The organism is Demequina sp. TMPB413, assembly GCF_020447105.2.
Lineage (GTDB): Bacteria > Actinomycetota > Actinomycetes > Actinomycetales > Demequinaceae > Demequina.
Window position 1 is genome coordinate 57810 of sequence record NZ_CP096184.1, and the last position, 15821, is coordinate 73630.

26 protein-coding genes and 1 pseudogene are annotated in these 15821 nt (G+C 63.1%); 26 read left to right on the top strand and 1 reads right to left on the bottom strand.

Annotated elements, in window-relative coordinates:
* Positions 1 to 21: 21 nt before the first annotated feature.
* The 7 genes and pseudogenes from fusA (at position 22) to LGT36_RS00250 (ending at position 6321) form a co-directional block, all read left to right on the top strand.
* Positions 22 to 2136, top strand: coding sequence for an elongation factor G (gene fusA, locus LGT36_RS00220; RefSeq protein ID WP_226096929.1), 2115 nt, complete (start codon positions 22 to 24; stop codon positions 2134 to 2136).
* 123 nt (positions 2137 to 2259) lie between these two features.
* The gene (gene tuf / locus LGT36_RS00225; protein WP_226096930.1) at positions 2260 to 3450 is read left to right on the top strand and encodes an elongation factor Tu; all 1191 of its coding nucleotides are present in this window, start codon (positions 2260 to 2262) and stop codon (positions 3448 to 3450) included.
* Positions 3451 to 3723: 273 nt separating this feature from the next.
* Positions 3724 to 4590 carry a hypothetical protein gene (locus LGT36_RS00230; protein ID WP_226096931.1) on the top strand — a complete coding sequence of 289 codons (867 nt, stop codon included), beginning with the start codon at positions 3724 to 3726 and terminating at the stop codon, positions 4588 to 4590.
* Positions 4587 to 4895, top strand: a complete 309-nt coding sequence (locus LGT36_RS00235) for a hypothetical protein (RefSeq protein WP_226096932.1) — start codon at positions 4587 to 4589, stop codon at positions 4893 to 4895. Before LGT36_RS00230 ends, LGT36_RS00235 begins: the two co-directional genes overlap by 4 nt.
* Positions 4889 to 4999 (top strand): annotated as a pseudogene (locus LGT36_RS14195) (hypothetical protein); the annotation flags it as partial. The gene LGT36_RS00235 and the pseudogene LGT36_RS14195, both read left to right, overlap by 7 nt.
* 258 nt (positions 5000 to 5257) lie before the next feature.
* Complete coding sequence (locus LGT36_RS00245) at positions 5258 to 6136, top strand: hypothetical protein (protein ID WP_226096934.1); 879 nt, start codon at positions 5258 to 5260, stop codon at positions 6134 to 6136.
* A 35-nt stretch (positions 6137 to 6171) separates the two neighbouring features.
* The gene (locus tag LGT36_RS00250) at positions 6172 to 6321 is read left to right on the top strand and encodes a hypothetical protein (protein ID WP_226096935.1); all 150 of its coding nucleotides are present in this window, start codon (positions 6172 to 6174) and stop codon (positions 6319 to 6321) included.
* A 296-nt stretch (positions 6322 to 6617) separates the two neighbouring features.
* On the opposite strand, the gene LGT36_RS00255 is transcribed toward LGT36_RS00250, so the two are convergent.
* Complete coding sequence (locus LGT36_RS00255) at positions 6618 to 6806, bottom strand: hypothetical protein (protein ID WP_226264520.1); 189 nt, start codon at positions 6804 to 6806, stop codon at positions 6618 to 6620.
* A 45-nt stretch (positions 6807 to 6851) separates the two neighbouring features.
* Between LGT36_RS00255 and LGT36_RS00260 the strand changes: the two genes are divergently transcribed.
* From LGT36_RS00260 to rplR, 19 genes are all read left to right on the top strand, one after another.
* Positions 6852 to 7334 carry a hypothetical protein gene (locus tag LGT36_RS00260; RefSeq protein ID WP_226096937.1) on the top strand — a complete coding sequence of 161 codons (483 nt, stop codon included), beginning with the start codon at positions 6852 to 6854 and terminating at the stop codon, positions 7332 to 7334.
* Between the two features lie 234 nt (positions 7335 to 7568).
* Positions 7569 to 7877: a 30S ribosomal protein S10 gene (gene rpsJ, locus LGT36_RS00265; RefSeq protein ID WP_062074599.1), complete on the top strand. Its 309-nt coding sequence runs from the start codon at positions 7569 to 7571 to the stop codon at positions 7875 to 7877.
* Positions 7878 to 7898: 21 nt separating this feature from the next.
* Positions 7899 to 8561, top strand: a complete 663-nt coding sequence (gene rplC / locus LGT36_RS00270; RefSeq protein WP_226096938.1) for a 50S ribosomal protein L3 — start codon at positions 7899 to 7901, stop codon at positions 8559 to 8561.
* A gap of 5 nt (positions 8562 to 8566) precedes the next feature.
* On the top strand, positions 8567 to 9265 hold the full coding sequence (gene rplD / locus LGT36_RS00275; protein WP_226096939.1) for a 50S ribosomal protein L4: 699 nt from the start codon (positions 8567 to 8569) through the stop codon (positions 9263 to 9265).
* Between the two features lies 1 nt (position 9266).
* Positions 9267 to 9572, top strand: coding sequence for a 50S ribosomal protein L23 (gene rplW, locus LGT36_RS00280; RefSeq protein ID WP_226096940.1), 306 nt, complete (start codon positions 9267 to 9269; stop codon positions 9570 to 9572).
* Between the two features lie 16 nt (positions 9573 to 9588).
* A complete protein-coding gene (gene rplB, locus LGT36_RS00285; RefSeq protein ID WP_226096941.1) occupies positions 9589 to 10428 on the top strand; it encodes a 50S ribosomal protein L2 in 840 nt (279 codons plus the stop codon).
* A gap of 12 nt (positions 10429 to 10440) precedes the next feature.
* A complete protein-coding gene (rpsS, locus tag LGT36_RS00290; protein WP_226096942.1) occupies positions 10441 to 10719 on the top strand; it encodes a 30S ribosomal protein S19 in 279 nt (92 codons plus the stop codon).
* Positions 10720 to 10749: 30 nt separating this feature from the next.
* Positions 10750 to 11115: a 50S ribosomal protein L22 gene (rplV, locus tag LGT36_RS00295; protein WP_226096943.1), complete on the top strand. Its 366-nt coding sequence runs from the start codon at positions 10750 to 10752 to the stop codon at positions 11113 to 11115.
* Positions 11116 to 11928: a 30S ribosomal protein S3 gene (rpsC, locus tag LGT36_RS00300; protein ID WP_226096944.1), complete on the top strand. Its 813-nt coding sequence runs from the start codon at positions 11116 to 11118 to the stop codon at positions 11926 to 11928. It begins immediately after the preceding gene.
* 3 nt (positions 11929 to 11931) lie between these two features.
* The gene (rplP, locus tag LGT36_RS00305; RefSeq protein WP_226096945.1) at positions 11932 to 12354 is read left to right on the top strand and encodes a 50S ribosomal protein L16; all 423 of its coding nucleotides are present in this window, start codon (positions 11932 to 11934) and stop codon (positions 12352 to 12354) included.
* Positions 12351 to 12590, top strand: a complete 240-nt coding sequence (rpmC, locus tag LGT36_RS00310) for a 50S ribosomal protein L29 (protein ID WP_291379116.1) — start codon at positions 12351 to 12353, stop codon at positions 12588 to 12590. The genes rplP and rpmC overlap by 4 nt, the downstream gene beginning before the upstream one ends.
* Positions 12591 to 12607: 17 nt before the next feature.
* Positions 12608 to 12895, top strand: coding sequence for a 30S ribosomal protein S17 (rpsQ, locus tag LGT36_RS00315; protein ID WP_255633033.1), 288 nt, complete (start codon positions 12608 to 12610; stop codon positions 12893 to 12895).
* 62 nt (positions 12896 to 12957) lie between these two features.
* Positions 12958 to 13329, top strand: a complete 372-nt coding sequence (gene rplN, locus LGT36_RS00320; protein ID WP_226096946.1) for a 50S ribosomal protein L14 — start codon at positions 12958 to 12960, stop codon at positions 13327 to 13329.
* Position 13330: 1 nt separating this feature from the next.
* Positions 13331 to 13672: a 50S ribosomal protein L24 gene (gene rplX, locus LGT36_RS00325; protein WP_226096947.1), complete on the top strand. Its 342-nt coding sequence runs from the start codon at positions 13331 to 13333 to the stop codon at positions 13670 to 13672.
* Entirely contained in the window at positions 13672 to 14235 is a 564-nt protein-coding gene (rplE, locus tag LGT36_RS00330) for a 50S ribosomal protein L5 (RefSeq protein WP_226096948.1), read from the top strand. The genes rplX and rplE overlap by 1 nt, the downstream gene beginning before the upstream one ends.
* Positions 14236 to 14237: 2 nt before the next feature.
* Complete coding sequence (locus tag LGT36_RS00335; protein WP_226096949.1) at positions 14238 to 14423, top strand: type Z 30S ribosomal protein S14; 186 nt, start codon at positions 14238 to 14240, stop codon at positions 14421 to 14423.
* A gap of 57 nt (positions 14424 to 14480) precedes the next feature.
* Positions 14481 to 14879, top strand: coding sequence for a 30S ribosomal protein S8 (gene rpsH / locus LGT36_RS00340; protein WP_226096950.1), 399 nt, complete (start codon positions 14481 to 14483; stop codon positions 14877 to 14879).
* A gap of 17 nt (positions 14880 to 14896) precedes the next feature.
* Positions 14897 to 15436: a 50S ribosomal protein L6 gene (gene rplF, locus LGT36_RS00345; RefSeq protein WP_226096951.1), complete on the top strand. Its 540-nt coding sequence runs from the start codon at positions 14897 to 14899 to the stop codon at positions 15434 to 15436.
* A complete protein-coding gene (gene rplR, locus LGT36_RS00350) occupies positions 15436 to 15807 on the top strand; it encodes a 50S ribosomal protein L18 (protein WP_226096952.1) in 372 nt (123 codons plus the stop codon). Before rplF ends, rplR begins: the two co-directional genes overlap by 1 nt.
* Positions 15808 to 15821: the final 14 nt, after the last annotated feature.

A 15821-nucleotide genomic window follows, 5' to 3' on the forward strand; every position in this document is an offset into this window, starting at 1 on the left:
ACACTTAAGGGAGAACCACTCGTGGCACAGGACGTGCTGACGGACCTCACGAAGGTCCGCAACTTCGGCATCATGGCTCACATCGATGCTGGCAAGACGACCACCACCGAGCGCATTCTGTTCTACACGGGCATCACCTACAAGATTGGTGAAGTGCACGACGGTGCGGCAACGATGGACTGGATGGCACAGGAGCAGGAGCGTGGCATCACCATCACCTCGGCTGCCACGACGTGCTTCTGGGACAACACCCAGCTGAACATCATCGACACCCCCGGTCACGTTGACTTCACCGTCGAGGTGGAGCGCAACCTCCGCGTCCTCGACGGCGCCGTCGCAGTGTTTGACGGCAAGGAGGGCGTTGAGCCCCAGTCCGAGACCGTGTGGCGTCAGGCCGACAAGTACAACGTGCCCCGCATCTGCTTCGTCAACAAGATGGACAAGATCGGTGCCGACTTCTACTTCACCATCGACACCATCAAGAAGCGCCTTGGTGCGAAGCCGCTCGTGATGCAGCTCCCCATCGGTTCTGAGAGCGACTTCGTCGGGGTCGTTGACCTCATTGAGATGCACGCGAAGGTGTGGCCAGGTGACTCGAAGGGTGACGTGACCCTCGGTGCCAAGTACGAGGTCGAGCCGATTCCTGCCGACCTTCAGGCGAAGGCGGAGGAGTACCGCGCGGAACTCATCGAGCACGTCGCCGAATCGAGCGACGACCTCCTCGAGAAGTACCTCGCAGGCGAAGAGCTCACGATCCCCGAGATCAAGAAGGGCATCCGCAAGATGGTGCTCAACGCCGAGATCTACCCGGTGTTCTGCGGTTCGGCGTTCAAGAACCGCGGTGTGCAGCCCATGCTCGACGCTGTCGTTGACTACTTGCCGAACCCGCTCGACATGCCCGCCATCGAAGGCCACGCCATTGGTGACGAAGAGAAGATCGTGGAGCGTCACGCAGACGCCAGCGAGCCCTTCTCGGCTCTTGCGTTCAAGATCATGACGCACCCGTTCTTTGGCCGCCTGACCTACATTCGCGTGTACTCGGGCAAACTGGACTCTGGCGCTGCCGTGTTGAACGCCACGAAGGACAAGAAGGAGCGCATCGGGAAGATCTTCCAGATGCACGCCAACAAGGAAAACCCCGTTGACTTCGTGACCGCCGGCCACATCTACGCGGTGATCGGTCTGAAGGACACCACGACTGGCGACACCTTGTGCGACGCTTCTGCGCCTGTGGTGCTTGAGTCGATGACGTTCCCCGAGCCCGTGATTCACGTGGCGGTGGAGCCGAAGACAAAGGGCGACCAAGAGAAGATGTCGCTGGCCATCCAGAAGTTGGCGGAAGAGGACCCCACGTTCCGCGTGCGACTTGATGTCGACTCGGGGCAGACCGTCATCTCGGGAATGGGCGAACTACACCTCGACATCATCGTTGACCGCATGAAGCGCGAGTTCAAGGTGGACGCCAACGTAGGTAAGCCCCAGGTGGCCTACCGCGAGACGATTCGCCGTGCGGTGGAGAAGTACGACTACACGCACAAGAAGCAGACCGGTGGTTCCGGCCAGTTCGCCAAGGTGCAAATCACTCTTGAGCCGCTGCCCGCAGATTCCGAGGTCCAGTACGAGTTTGTGAACGCCGTCACCGGTGGTCGCATCCCCAGGGAGTACATCCCGTCTGTCGACGCAGGCATGCAGGACGCCATGCAGTTGGGTATCCTCGCCGGTTACCCGGTGGTGGGAGTGCGCGCCACGTTGGTTGACGGTGCCTACCACGACGTTGACTCGTCGGAAATGGCATTCAAGATTGCCGGATCGATGGTGTTCAAGGAGGCCTCCAAGAAGGCCGACCCCGCACTTCTCGAGCCGATCATGGCCGTTGAAGTACGTACGCCAGAGGACTACATGGGCGACGTGATCGGCGACCTGAACTCACGCCGCGGTCAGATTCGACAGATGTCGGACGCGGTCGGCGTGAAGGTCATTGATGCTTTGGTTCCGTTGTCGGAGATGTTCGGCTACGTGGGCGACCTGCGGTCTCGCACCCAGGGTCGTGCCGTGTACTCGATGACATTTGACAGCTACGCCGAGGTTCCTCGTAACGTTGCCGAGGAAATCATTGCCAAGACCCGGGGCGAGTAGTCCCAACGGTTGAAAAACAAGAAACAATAACGACCAGTAGGGAAGACGGACCCCGCGAAGGCCCCGGCCAGAGCGCGTATCTTATTCACTACCCGAGTCTCATCATCACAGGAGGAAGCCAACATGGCTAAGGCCAAGTTCGAGCGGACCAAGCCGCACGTGAACGTCGGCACGATCGGTCACGTCGACCACGGTAAGACGACGCTGACCGCTGCCATCTCGAAGGTGCTGCACGACAAGTACCCCGACATCAACCCCTTTACGCCTTTTGCCGACATCGACAAGGCCCCTGAAGAGCGCGAGCGCGGTATCACCATCAACATCGCGCACATCGAGTACGAGACCGAGAAGCGTCACTACGCTCACGTCGACGCACCCGGTCACGCTGACTACATCAAGAACATGATCACCGGTGCCGCACAGATGGACGGCGCAATCCTCGTGGTTGCGGCGACCGACGGCCCGATGGCCCAGACGCGTGAGCACGTGCTGCTCGCCAAGCAGGTTGGCGTGCCCTACCTGCTGGTCGCGCTGAACAAGGCCGACATGGTCGACGACGAGGAAATCCTCGAGCTCGTCGAGATGGAGGTCCGTGACCTCCTGAGCTCGCAGGGCTTCGACGGCGACAACGCCCCCGTGGTGAAGGTCTCCGCACTCAAGGCGCTCGAGGGCGACCCCGAGTGGGTCAAGACGGTTCAGGAACTCATGGACGCCGTGGACGAGCACGTCCCCGAGCCCGTGCGTGACATGGACAAGCCCTTCCTCATGCCGATCGAAGACGTGTTCACGATCACTGGTCGTGGCACCGTCGTCACCGGCAAGGTGGAGCGCGGCAAGCTCAAGATCAACTCTGACGTCGAGATCCTCGGCATCCGCGAGCCGCAGAAGACCACGGTCACCGGTATCGAGATGTTCCACAAGCAGATGGACGAGGCGTGGGCCGGCGAGAACTGTGGCCTCCTGCTCCGCGGCACCAAGCGTGAGGACGTCGAGCGCGGCCAGGTCGTTGTTGCTCCTGGCACCACGACGCCGCACACGCAGTTCGAGGGCAAGTGCTACATCCTGAACAAGGAAGAAGGCGGCCGTCACAACCCCTTCTACACGAACTACCGCCCCCAGTTCTACATCCGCACCACGGACGTCACCGGCGTCATCACGCTGCCTGAGGGCACCGAGATGGTCATGCCTGGCGACACCACCGAGATGTCGGTTGAGCTGATTCAGCCCATCGCCCTTGAAGAGGGTCAGGGCTTCGCGATCCGTGAGGGTGGCCGCACCGTCGGTTCAGGCACCGTCACCAAGATCAACAAGTAGTCCTCAGCACTCGCTGAACCCGGAGGGCCTCCACCGCAAGGTGGGGGCCCTCCGTCGTCTCTTGGCGTCCGTGCGCCGACGCACGACGAAAGTCCCATGCAATTGCACCAGTATTGGGGGCTTTTCCGCGCGCGCCGATCGTCCTAACGTGCTGAATGGGCACAGAGCCGTGCTCCGCGCATCGTTCAGACGATGCGGACCATACCTAGGAGGACTAATGCGCAGGACAGGAAGAGGGGGGGTGTCGCGCTGAGCGCGCTAGCCCTCGTCGTGATGAGCGGCGTTGCCGCAGCCGCTGAGGTCGAAGACACCACCGTCGCCGATGCCGTCGACGCGATCTATGCGATCGATGATGTGCTCGTGCCGGAGGCTATCCAGGTCGCTACAGCCGATGACTCCGTGGTGGTCGGTGACATGAGCGTCGACCTCTCGAGGGAGGCTGAGGACGGCGTGGTTCTTTCGGGTGGCGGTAGCGATCTGACGATCGATCTACCGTTTGCGGATCAGGCCGACGCTGCGGACCTGATCGACGGCACCGTGGTGTTCGACAACAACAACGGGTCAACGACCACGCCCTTGATCCACGGTGACGGGTCGTTGCAGATCGTCACCACGATCGCCGACGCCTACGCGCCTTTTGAGTACGCCTACGAACTCAACCCCGGCGAGGGCGGGGCTTTGGTCGTGACCGAGGACGGTGGCGTTGATGTGGTCGCAGCGGATGGCTGGGTGATAGCCCACATCGAAGCGCCGTGGGCGATGGACGCTGAAGGGCGACCGGTCCCCACCGCCTACGAAGTGAGCGGCACCGTACTCACTCAAGTGATCGCGCACGGAGACGGGTACGCATACCCGATCGTGGCGGACCCGAAGTTCACTCAGACGTGGTGGAACAAGACGCTCTATTTCAACAAGACCGAGTCTGCGGTGGTTGCCGCTGGCGCAGCGTCTGCCTCGTGGATCGCAGGCTATTTCGGGCTTCCGGGCAGGGTCATCTCAGGGGCGCTAGCCGGCTACGCCTCGGCCTTCGGTATCTACGCCGCAGCCGGCAAGTGCGGGAAACTGGTGTGGTACGTGGGCTACCCAACGCCAGTGCCTCAGCCGTACTGGGGCGGCGAAGCGGGGGGGTACTGCAAGTGACCGGTTACGACATCGCCTTGAGTGTCGCGCTCGGCCTGGTCGCCGCAACACTCCAACGCTCGGTGCCCCTCCGCGGGTTCGCGTGGCGGTACTCGTCCGCCCGGTTGTCTCTAGCCGCACAGTGCTTGATGGTCGTCGTGCTTGTCGCCGGACTGCTGTGGGGTCCAGAGGACAGAACGTGGGCGCTCCTGTTGGCGGGCTGGATGGGAGGCGTCGTCATTGGCGACGTTGTGTCAGTGTTGCGCCCGCAGACGCCACGGGATGCGGACACCGACGCAACCCCTCAGCGTGGTCGCCCGAGTTGACGGTCGACTTGGCTCACCCCTTAGCACTCGAACGGGGTCAGGGCTTCGCGATCCGTGAGGGTGGCGGCACCGTCGGTTCAGGCACCGTCACCAAGATCAACAAGCAGTCCTCAGCACTCGCTGAACGCGAAGGCCCCCGGCGCAAGCCGGGGGCCTTCGTCGTCTCCACGCTGATTTGCCCCCACAAGAGGGGTCTGTTCGAAGGATCGGCGCTTCACCTAATGTGAATGCACGCCCCCTATGGAGGCGTCGGTGCGGCCGCTGGGGTCACGCCAGATTCTCGGAGTGGAGAAGGCAATGAAGCAAACACTGAGAGGGGGGGCGTCGCACTGAGTGCGCTGGCGCTCCTAGTGATGTCGGGTGTGACGGCAGGAGCCGAGCCCGAGATCTCAGAAGCCGCGGAAGCCGTGCAAGCCATCGACGCAATCGTGGGTGGGCTCAGGGCTGATGCAGTCGGCGTCGTTGACGCCAACGCGGAAGTGGTCGCGAGCGACACCGTCGTCGAGTTCTCGGCGGACGCGTTGGATGGCATCGCCATCGGTGTTGACGGTGCCCCGGCCATCGAAGTGACACTGCCCTTCGCGGACGCGGCAGACGAGGGCGAGATCGTGGACGGTGCTCTCGTCTATGACAATAACAACGGAAGCACGACCACTCCGCTCGTCCATGACGACGGATCGGTGCAGATCCTCACCACCATTGCCGACTCAACGGCCCCAACGGATTACGAGTATGACCTCACGCTTGGCCAGGGCTCATCGTTGAGTATCGCGCCGGACGGCGGCGTTGTAGTCAAAGACTCCGAGGGCGCAGTGGTCGGCGTTGTCGAGAAGCCGTGGGCCTTCGACGCAACGGGTTCACCGGTCTCTACCCACTACGTTGTCGACGGCGATACGCTGGTGCAGGTGGTTGCGCACGACTCGTCAACCATCTATCCCGTTGTTGCGGATCCGTCAATCAGCTTTGGGTGGGCGATCTACGTGAAGTACTCGAAGGCCGATGTGAAGACCGTGACTTCGGGGCTCGGGGGTGCGATCAACGACAACGCCGAGTTCGGTCTGATTCTCTGTGGCAAGATCCCCCATTGGGCGGCAAAGGCTGGTTGCGCGCTCGTGGGCAAGAAGTTCCACACATCGATCTACAACACCTTCAAGGACGCGAAGGCCAACAACCAGTGTGTCGAGGTTCAGCTTGCCTACATCAGCTACCTACCTGTCTCGTGGAAGCGATACTCATGCTAAGGCGCATCGTCGGTGGTGGGCTCCTTCTAGGAGGCGTGGGAGTCATCGCCCAGTTGGTTTTGGGCGCGGTCCTTGCTTCCCAACCGCTGTGGGACGGCAGCCTGGTTGTGATCATGACGCTCACTGGCATGGTGGGGGGTTTTTTTGATGAGCGCCGCGATCGGCGCAGACGCGTCGACAAGTAGTGCAATTGCGGTACTTCGCGGCGGTGACGACGGTGTGAGCATCGTCACCGACACCAAGAGATAGTGCTGAGCGCTTGCTGAACACGAGGGCCCCCGGCTCACGCCGGGGGTTCTTGTCGTCTCCCATGCGGGGTGCGCCATCGCGCAAGGCGCGATATGGCTGTGGCGGGCGTTCAGGGTGCCCGAATGCCCGCCACAGCCATATCCGCGAGCTTGGGGCCGGTCTGCGAGTGGCCTGTGGGACACCGTTGAAGGGGTGTGTACCCCGTTGGTGGTGAGCCGCGCGACCCTTCGAGTCACTTCGCGTCGGGACGACGGTTCCACTTGACGCCGACGGCAATGAAGCCTGCCGCGAGCGTCAGCGGGAATGGGCCTGCGACGAGGGACAAGAGCAAGAACAGGGCCCCCAGGGTGGCACTCTGCGCCAGTGCGATCAGGCCAGCTGCGGCCAGGAACCCGAGTCCCACGAACCCCTGGCGCGCCACCCGCTGAGCACTAGGCTTGCGACACTAGTGGGAGAGGCGGGGAACGTGCGCGCACAGCAACGGCGTGGACGATCGAGAACCGAGCGGGTGTGGATTGGGGCGACGCTCACCGGTCTCACCGCTGGCGTGTCCACCTACTTTCTTTACTCAGCACGTGCTCTGGGCGGGTGGACGGCGGTAGGTGCCGAGGAGCGCGCGTTGCCGATGCTTGAACCGGCGCTCGCCGTCCTGGTGATCGCCCTGGCGGGGCTCGTTGGACGCGAACGGCTGTGGCTTGGCTTTGCGTGTGCGCCGATCGCAGGTTTTCTGGTGACGGGGTGTGTCCTCGGTGCCAGTTCCGGCCTGGACTCCGGCGTCGTGTTGGGAGTGGCGGCAGCGGCTTTTGTTGGTATCTACTCTGGGAGTTTGCCGCTGACCACCGCAGTCTCTGTGTGTTGTGCTGTGGTGATCTCGTCACTTGAACGCGACGCCAAACTCCGGGATGCGCTCGGCGAGGAGACGGGCACCACGGTAGGGGATCACTCGTAGGGCCCCAATGGCACGTGTCACACGCGTGAGCGGAACGTCGCGGAGTCGCCGGGTTTGCGCGATAGGCCGCGCGTCTGGCAGACTATTGCGGTTGCCTCCTGCAGGCGACCACTAGTTTGACCGCCCACCAACGAAACTTCGCTGGAGCGCGCGCGTGCCAGTACAAGCGACACGCCCGAGCGCGGGGGCCGGTCAGATGCCCATAGATGTACGAGAGAAAAGGCAGATAACGCCATGGCGGGACAGAAGATCCGCATTCGGCTGAAGAGCTATGACCACGAGGTCATTGACTCCTCGGCTCGGAAGATCGTGGAAACGGTCACGCGCGCCGGCGCCTCGGTAGTGGGACCCGTCCCGCTGCCCACGGAGAAGAACGTCTTCGTCGTGATCCGCTCACCCCACAAGTACAAGGACTCCCGCGAGCACTTCGAGATGCGCACCCACAAGCGCCTCATCGACATCGTGGACCCGACTCCGAAGGCTGTCGACTCGCTCATGCGCCTCGACCTGCCGGCGGACGTCAACATCGAGATCAAGCTCTAAGGCCAAAAGGACTCATAGATCATGACTACGACTTCCACTGCCAAGCGCGCCGTCACGGCGTTGCTGGGTACGAAGCTGGGTATGACGCAGGTGTGGGACGCGGAGGGCAGGGTTGTTCCTGTCACCGTCGTCCAGGTAGACACCAACGTCGTCACCCAGGTGCGCAACGCTGAGACGGACGGCTACGACGCCATCCAGCTCGCGTTCGGCGCCATCGACCCTCGCAAGGTGACCAACCCGCTCAAGGGCCACTTCGACAAGGCTGGAGTGACGCCTCGCCGTCACGTGGCCGAGGTGCGCACCACCAACGCCTCCGAGTTCTCGCTCGGCCAAGAGATCGCCGCCGACGTGTTCGAGGCAGGCCAGCTGGTCGACGTCACGGGCACCACCAAGGGCAAGGGCTTCGCCGGTGTGATGAAGCGTCACGGCTTCCACGGCGTCGGCGCTTCCCACGGTGCCCACCGCAACCACCGCAAGCCTGGCTCGATCGGTGGCGCTTCGACGCCGTCGCGAGTCTTCAAGGGCATCAAGATGGCAGGACGCATGGGCAACGACCGCAAGACGGTCCAGAACCTGCGCGTCGTGAGCGTCGACCTTGACAAGGGCTTCCTGCTGATCAAGGGCGCCGTGCCCGGGAACAAGGGCGGCGTCGTTCTCGTCCGCTCCGCCGCGAAGGGTGCGTGATCTCCATGGCTGACACGCTGACCGTCGACGTGGTCGACGCCAAGGGCAAGAAGGCCGGCTCTGTCGACCTTCCCGCCGAGATGTTCGATGTGGTCACGAACGTGCCACTGATCCACCAGGTGGTTGTCGCCCAGCGCGCCGCCGCTCGCCAGGGCACGCACGCCACCAAGACGCGTGCCATGGTCTCCGGTGGAGGTAAGAAGCCGTTCAAGCAGAAGGGCACCGGCCGCGCCCGCCAGGGATCGACCAGGGCCCCGCAGATGACCGGCGGTGGCGTGGTGCACGGCCCGCAGCCGCGCGACTACTCGCAGCGCACCCCCAAGAAGATGAAGGCGGCCGCATTGCGCGGCGCGCTCTCTGACAGGGCTCGCGCCGGCCGCGTGCACGTGCTGAAGAGCATCGTCTCCGGCGATGTGCCGTCCACCAAGGGTGCACTCAACGCGCTCGGCACCATCACTGCGGGCCGCTCGGCTCTCGTGGTGCTGACTCGCAACGACGACGTGTCGTGGAAGTCGCTGCGCAACGCCGCCGGCATCCACGTGGTGGCCGTTGACCAGATCAACACGTATGACGTCCTCATCAACGAAGACGTCGTGTTCACCGCTGACGCCCTCGAGGCGTTCCTCGCGGGACCTGCGAAGGGAACGTCGGCCAAGGCCGTCGCGACCGAGACAGAGGCCGCGTCAGAGGCGGAGGAGAACTAACATGACCGCATTGGGCAAAGACCCCCGCGACATCCTGATCAAGCCTGTGGTCTCTGAAAAGAGCTACGGCCTGATGGACCAGGGCAAGTACACCTTTGAGGTGGACCCCCGCGCGAACAAGACTGAGATCAAGATTGCCGTCGAGCAGATCTTCGGCGTCAAGGTCGAGTCCGTGAACACGATCAACCGCAAGGGCAAGACGCGTCGCACGCGTTTCGGCCTTGGCAAGCGCAAGGACATCAAGCGCGCGATCGTCACCGTTGCCGGTGATGGCGCGATTGACATCTTCAGCGGCCAGGCTAGCTAGGTAAGGGACAGGAACCATGGCTATTCGCAAGTACAAGCCGACGACGCCGGGCCGACGTGGCTCGTCCGTTGCCGACTTCGTCGAGGTGACCCGTTCGGAGCCCGAGAAGTCGTTGGTGCGCCCCCTTCACAAGAAGGGTGGCCGCAACAACACCGGCCGCATCACCACCCGTCACCAGGGTGGTGGCCACAAGCGCGCCTACCGTCTGATCGATTTCCGTCGTCACGACAAGGACGGCGTCCCGGCGACCGTTGCTCACATCGAGTACGACCCCAACCGCACGGCACGCATCGCGCTCCTGCACTACGCGGACGGAGAGAAGCGCTACATCATCGCTCCCGACCGTCTCAAGCAGGGTGACCCGATCGAAGCGGGTGCCGGTGCCGACATCAAGCCAGGCAACAACCTGCCGCTGCGCAACATCCCCGTGGGTACCGTCATCCACGCGATCGAGCTCCGCCCAGGCGGCGGCGCCAAGATCGCGCGGTCGGCCGGTTCCTCGGTGCAGCTGGTTGCCAAGGACGGCCCCTACGCCCAGTTGCGTATGCCGTCCGGTGAGATCCGCAACGTTGACGCGCGTTGCCGCGCCACCATCGGCGAGGTCGGCAACGCCGAACAGTCCAACATCAACTGGGGCAAGGCCGGCCGCATGCGGTGGAAGGGCAAGCGCCCCACCGTCCGCGGTGTCGTCATGAACCCGGTCGACCACCCGCACGGTGGTGGTGAGGGCAAGACGTCCGGTGGACGTCACCCCGTCAGCCCGTGGGGCAAGCCTGAGGGCCGCACCCGTCGGGCCAACAAGGAATCCGACAAGCTGATCGTGCGCCGTCGTCGCACTGGCAAGAACAAGCGCTAAGGAGCGATCGACATGCCTCGTAGCTTGAAAAAGGGCCCCTTCATCGACGGCCACCTTCAGAAGAAGGTAGACGCTCAGAACGAAGCGGGTACCAAGAACGTCATCAAGACCTGGTCGCGCCGGAGTGTCATCACTCCTGACTTCCTGGGTCACACTCTCGCCGTGCACGACGGCCGCAAGCACGTCCCGGTGTTCGTCACCGAGTCGATGGTCGGTCACAAGTTGGGCGAGTTCGCGCCAACGCGCACGTTCAAGGGCCACATCAAGGACGACCGCAAGGGCCGCCGCTAAGGCGCGCCCGGCAAACAGGAGTAGATCAACATGGAAGCCAAGGCGCAGACGCGGTACCTCCGCACGACTGCCCAGAAGGCACGCCGCGTGGTGAACCTCGTGCGCGGTCAGAACGCCGTCGAGGCTTCTGCCTCGCTGAAGTTCCAGCCGCAGGCGGTTGCCATCGACGTCCGCAAGCTCATCGACTCGGCCATCGCTAACGCGAGGCAGAAGGCCGAAGCCGCGAGCGAACGATTTGACGAGCGTGAACTCGTCATCACTTCGATCACGGTGGACGAGGGCCCGACGATGAAGCGGATTCGCCCTCGTGCACAGGGTCGTGCCAACCAGATTCTCAAGCGCACCAGCCACATCAGTGTGACAGTGGCGACGCCCGTCAAGGAAGGGGCCAAGTAAATGGGTCAGAAGGTTAACCCGCACGGCTACCGCCTGGGCATCACCACCGACCACCGCTCGCGTTGGTTCGCCGACTCCACCAAGGCCGGTGAACGCTACCGCGACTACGTGGATGAGGACGTCAAGATTCGCAACCTCATGAAGAAGGACCTTGAGCGCGCAGGCGTCTCCAAGGTCGAGATCGAGCGCACGCGTGAGCGCGTTCGCGTCGACCTTCACACGGCGCGTCCTGGCATCGTCATCGGTCGCCGCGGCGCCGAGGCCGACAAGCTGCGCTCTTCACTCGAGAAGCTGACCGGCAAGCAGGTCCAGCTGAACATCCTCGAGGTGAAGAACGCTGAGATCGACTCGCAGCTGGTGGCTCAGGGCATCGCCGAGCAGCTCGCTTCGCGTGTCGCGTTCCGTCGCGCCATGCGCAAGGGCATCCAGTCCGCTCTGCGCGGTGGTGCCAAGGGAATCCGCGTGCAGTGCTCTGGCCGCCTCGGTGGCGCTGAGATGTCTCGCTCGGAGTTCTACCGTGAGGGCCGCGTGCCTCTTCACACGCTGCGCGCCAACATCGACTACGGCTTCTTCGAGGCCAGGACGACGTTCGGTCAGATCGGCGTGAAGGTTTGGATTTACAAGGGCGACATGACAGAGAAGGAGTGGGCAGCCGAGCAGGCGAAGGCCCCTCGTGCTCAGCGTGGACGCGACGCTCGTGGCGGTGGCCGAGGCCCCCGTCGTGACGACGCACCCCGCTCGCAGGAAGCTCCCGCAGCTGCAGCCGCCCCCGCAGCAGAGGCCCCGGCGGCCGACGCTGGGAAGGAGAGCTAGGTCATGCTGATTCCACGTCGAGTTAAGCACCGCAAGCAGCACCACCCTGGTCGTTCAGGGATGGCGACCGGTGGCACAGAGGTGTCGTTCGGTGAGTACGGAATTCAGGCTCTCGAGCCCGCGTACGTCACGAACCGTCAGATCGAGGCCGCTCGTATCGCCATGACCCGTCACGTCAAGCGTGGTGGAAAGGTGTGGATCAACATCTACCCTGACCGCCCGTTGACCAAGAAGCCAGCGGAAGTCCGCATGGGTTCCGGTAAGGGTTCACCCGAGTGGTGGATCGCCAACATCAAGCCGGGCCGAGTCATGTTCGAACTCGCCGGTGTCCCGGAGGAGCTTGCTCGCGAGGCGCTGAGCCGCGCGCAGCACAAGCTCCCCATGAAGACTCGCTTCATCAAGCGTGAGGGTGGTGACAACTCATGACCATCGGAACCAAGGGCCTCGAGCCAATCGAGCTCGACGCGATGGAGAACGAGCGCCTCGCAGAGGAACTCAAGAAGGCGAAGGCCGAGCTGTTCAACCTGCGCTTCCAGTCGGCCACCGGCCAGTTGGAGAGCCACGGTCGACTGAAGGCCGTCAAGCGTGACATCGCGCGCATCTACACGATCCTGCGCGAGCGCGAGCTCGGCATCCGTACCGCCCCCGCGGCGAAGTCGTAAGTCAAGAGGTAATAAGTATGTCGAGCAAAAAGCACGCTACCGCGACAGTGGAGCACCGCGCGCAACGCAAGACGCGCCGCGGCTACGTCGTGTCGGACAAGATGGACAAGACCATCACCGTCGAGGTCGAAGACCGCGTCAAGCACGCGCTCTACGGCAAGGTCATGCGCCGATCTTCCAAGGTCAAGGTGCATGACGAGACGAACACCGCCGGAACCGGCGACCTCGTGCTCATCATGGAGACCCGCCCGTTGTCAGCGTCAAAGCGCTGGCGCCTGGTGGAGATCCTCGAAAAGGCCAAGTAACCCAACGTTCGACCAGGCTCGGCGCCTCAGGCGACGAGAACCAGACGACAGGAGAAGAAGACATGATTCAGCAGGAGTCGCGACTGCGTGTCGCCGACAACACGGGTGCCAAGGAGATCCTGTGCATCCGCGTTCTCGGCGGGTCGCACCGTCGCTACGCCGGCATCGGTGACGTCATCGTTGCCACGGTCAAGGATGCAATCCCAGGCGGAAACGTCAAAAAGGGTGAAGTGGTCAAGGCCGTGATCGTGCGTACCGTCAAGGAGACCCGTCGTCCAGACGGCTCATACATCAAGTTCGACGAGAACGCGGCCGTCATCCTCAAGGGTAAGGACACCGACCCTCGTGGAACCCGCATCTTCGGCCCAGTGGGCCGTGAGCTGCGCGACCGCAAGTTCATGAAGATCGTGTCGCTTGCTCCGGAGGTGATCTGACATGGCGAAGATTAAGAAGGGCGACCTCGTCGTCGTCATTGCAGGACGTGACCGCGGCCAGCAGGGCCACGTGCTCGAGGTGCTGAAGGACGAGGACCGTGTGGTCGTCGAAGGCATCCAGCGCGTCCAGCGTCACATCAAGCCGGGAACGCGCCGCGACAACATGGAGGGTGGCATCGTCACCGTCGAGTCGCCGCTTCACGTTTCAAACGTGATGCTCGTTGACCCGGAGACCAAGAAGGGCACCCGCGTGGGATTCCGCGCGGAGCAGGTTGAGCGTGACGGCCGTACTCGCACCAAGCGGGTCCGCGTCGCCAAGCGCTCGGGTAAGGACATCGACTGATGGCGACCGCTACGACAACTCAGGCTCGCCTCAAGGCGAGGTACCGCGCAGAGATCATTGCTGCGCTGAACGAAGAGTTTGGCTACTCCAACATCAACCAGGTTCCTGGCCTCACCAAGGTCGTCGTGAACATGGGTGTTGGCGATGCCGCCAAGGACAGCAAGCTCATTGAGGGTGCCATCCGCGACTTGACGGCCATCACCGGCCAGAAGCCGCAGGTGACGAAGGCCCGCAAGTCCATCGCGCAGTTCAAGCTCCGCGAGGGACAGCCGATTGGTGCGCACGTGACACTGCGCGGCGATCGCATGTGGGAGTTCCTCGACCGCCTGCTGTCGACCGCACTGCCTCGTATCCGCGACTTCCGCGGATTGAGCCCCAAGCAGTTCGACGGCAACGGCAACTACACGTTCGGCCTCACGGAACAGTCCATGTTCCACGAGATCGACCAAGACAAGATCGACCGGGTGCGCGGCATGGACATTACTGTCGTGACGACCGCGACCACTGACGACGAGGGTCGCTCGCTGCTGAGGCAGCTGGGCTTCCCCTTCAAGGAGAAGTAGCGATGGCGAAGACCTCTCTCAAGGTCAAGGCGAGCCGGAAGCCAAAGTTTCCTGTTCGGGCTTACAGCCGGTGCCAGCGATGCGGACGTCCGCATGCCGTGTACCGCAAGTTCGGCCTGTGCCGAATCTGCTTCCGCGAGATGGCACACCGCGGCGAGCTTCCCGGCATCACCAAGAGCAGCTGGTAAACAACTACGTCGCAGGTCCCGAGCAGGGAAACCACGGCGAGGAAGAGTGACTCACTCATGACAATGACCGACCCGATCGCAGACATGCTGACCCGTCTGCGCAACGCCAACACGGCCTACCACGACACCGTGTCCATGCCCCACTCGAAGCTCAAGGCAAACATTGCCAAGATCCTCGAAGAGCAGGGATACATCAACGGCTCAGCCGTTGCAGATGCCGAGGTGGGCAAGACGCTCACGCTGTCGCTGAAGTACGGCCCCAACCGCGAGCGTTCGCTCGCCGGTGTGCGCCGCATCTCGAAGCCCGGTCTGCGCGTATACGCAAAGTCGACCAACCTTCCCAAGGTGCTCGGCGGACTTGGCGTAGCAATTTTGTCCACCTCCTCCGGTCTATTGACAGACCGCGAGGCCGAAAAGAAGGGCGTGGGCGGCGAAGTCGTTGCCTACGTCTGGTAGCCGGAAAGGAGAGATCTATGTCTCGCATCGGCAAGCTCCCCGTTCCGGTTCCCGCCGGAGTGGATGTCACCATCGATGGATCTGACGTGACGGTGAAGGGTCCCAAGGGAACCCTTCAGCACACCGTCGCATCTCCGATCGTCGCCGAATTGGGCGACGCCGTCATCGATGTCAAGCGCCCCAACGATGAGCGCGTCTCGAAGTCGCTTCACGGCCTGACCCGCACTCTGATCGCCAACATGGTGACCGGTGTGACCGAGGGCTACGAGAAGAAGCTCGAGATTGTCGGCACGGGTTTCCGCGTGGTGGCGAAGGGTTCGGACCTCGAGTTCGCCCTTGGCTTCTCGCACCCCGTCGTCGTCTCTGCGCCTGAGGGCATTACGTTCGTCGTCGAGTCACCCACCAAGTTCGCAGTGTCGGGAATCGACAAGCAGCAGGTGGGCGAGGTTGCGGCCAACATTCGCAAGATTCGCAAGCCCGAGCCGTACAAGGGCAAGGGTGTCCGCTACGCAGGCGAACAGGTTCGTCGCAAGGCCGGAAAGACGGGTAAGAAGTAATGGGTATCACGGTGAAGGGCAAGGGGAAGTCGATCTCGCGTACGCGTCGTCACTTCCGCCTGCGCAAGAAGATCGCCGGCACGTCCGTCCGCCCGCGCCTCGTGGTGACGCGTTCAGCGCGTCACATGGTGGCGCAGGTTGTCGACGACACCGCGGGCAAGACGCTCGTGTCTGCGTCGACGCTTGAGGCAGACGTGCGCGCGCTAGACGGCGACAAGACGGCAAAGGCCACCAAGGTCGGCCAGCTCGTCGCTGAGCGTGCCAAGTCGGCAGGCATCGAGGCGGTCGTCTTCGACCGTGGCGGAAACAAGTACCACGGTCGCGTTGCGGCGGTGGCCGACGGCGCCCGAGAGGGTGGCCTGGCCCTGTAGCCGGGACGAGGAGC

Excerpts from the sequence above, each read along its gene's own strand:
- rplB (WP_226096941.1), top strand. The coding sequence starts at position 9,589 with ATGGCTATTCGCAAGTACAAGCCGACGACGCCGGGCCGACGTGGCTCG.
- rplC (WP_226096938.1), top strand. The coding sequence starts at position 7,899 with ATGACTACGACTTCCACTGCCAAGCGCGCCGTCACGGCGTTGCTGGGT.
- rplE (WP_226096948.1), top strand. The coding sequence starts at position 13,672 with ATGGCGACCGCTACGACAACTCAGGCTCGCCTCAAGGCGAGGTACCGC.
- rplF (WP_226096951.1), top strand. The coding sequence starts at position 14,897 with ATGTCTCGCATCGGCAAGCTCCCCGTTCCGGTTCCCGCCGGAGTGGAT.
- LGT36_RS00335 (WP_226096949.1), top strand. The coding sequence starts at position 14,238 with ATGGCGAAGACCTCTCTCAAGGTCAAGGCGAGCCGGAAGCCAAAGTTT.
- rplW (WP_226096940.1), top strand. The coding sequence starts at position 9,267 with ATGACCGCATTGGGCAAAGACCCCCGCGACATCCTGATCAAGCCTGTG.
- rplR (WP_226096952.1), top strand. The coding sequence starts at position 15,436 with ATGGGTATCACGGTGAAGGGCAAGGGGAAGTCGATCTCGCGTACGCGT.
- rpsQ (WP_255633033.1), top strand. The coding sequence starts at position 12,608 with ATGTCGAGCAAAAAGCACGCTACCGCGACAGTGGAGCACCGCGCGCAA.
- rpsH (WP_226096950.1), top strand. The coding sequence starts at position 14,481 with ATGACAATGACCGACCCGATCGCAGACATGCTGACCCGTCTGCGCAAC.
- LGT36_RS00230 (WP_226096931.1), top strand. The coding sequence starts at position 3,724 with ATGAGCGGCGTTGCCGCAGCCGCTGAGGTCGAAGACACCACCGTCGCC.
- rpsJ (WP_062074599.1), top strand. The coding sequence starts at position 7,569 with ATGGCGGGACAGAAGATCCGCATTCGGCTGAAGAGCTATGACCACGAG.
- rpsC (WP_226096944.1), top strand. The coding sequence starts at position 11,116 with ATGGGTCAGAAGGTTAACCCGCACGGCTACCGCCTGGGCATCACCACC.
- tuf (WP_226096930.1), top strand. The coding sequence starts at position 2,260 with ATGGCTAAGGCCAAGTTCGAGCGGACCAAGCCGCACGTGAACGTCGGC.
- rplX (WP_226096947.1), top strand. The coding sequence starts at position 13,331 with ATGGCGAAGATTAAGAAGGGCGACCTCGTCGTCGTCATTGCAGGACGT.
- rplN (WP_226096946.1), top strand. The coding sequence starts at position 12,958 with ATGATTCAGCAGGAGTCGCGACTGCGTGTCGCCGACAACACGGGTGCC.
- rplP (WP_226096945.1), top strand. The coding sequence starts at position 11,932 with ATGCTGATTCCACGTCGAGTTAAGCACCGCAAGCAGCACCACCCTGGT.
- rplD (WP_226096939.1), top strand. The coding sequence starts at position 8,567 with ATGGCTGACACGCTGACCGTCGACGTGGTCGACGCCAAGGGCAAGAAG.
- rpsS (WP_226096942.1), top strand. The coding sequence starts at position 10,441 with ATGCCTCGTAGCTTGAAAAAGGGCCCCTTCATCGACGGCCACCTTCAG.
- rplV (WP_226096943.1), top strand. The coding sequence starts at position 10,750 with ATGGAAGCCAAGGCGCAGACGCGGTACCTCCGCACGACTGCCCAGAAG.
- rpmC (WP_291379116.1), top strand. The coding sequence starts at position 12,351 with ATGACCATCGGAACCAAGGGCCTCGAGCCAATCGAGCTCGACGCGATG.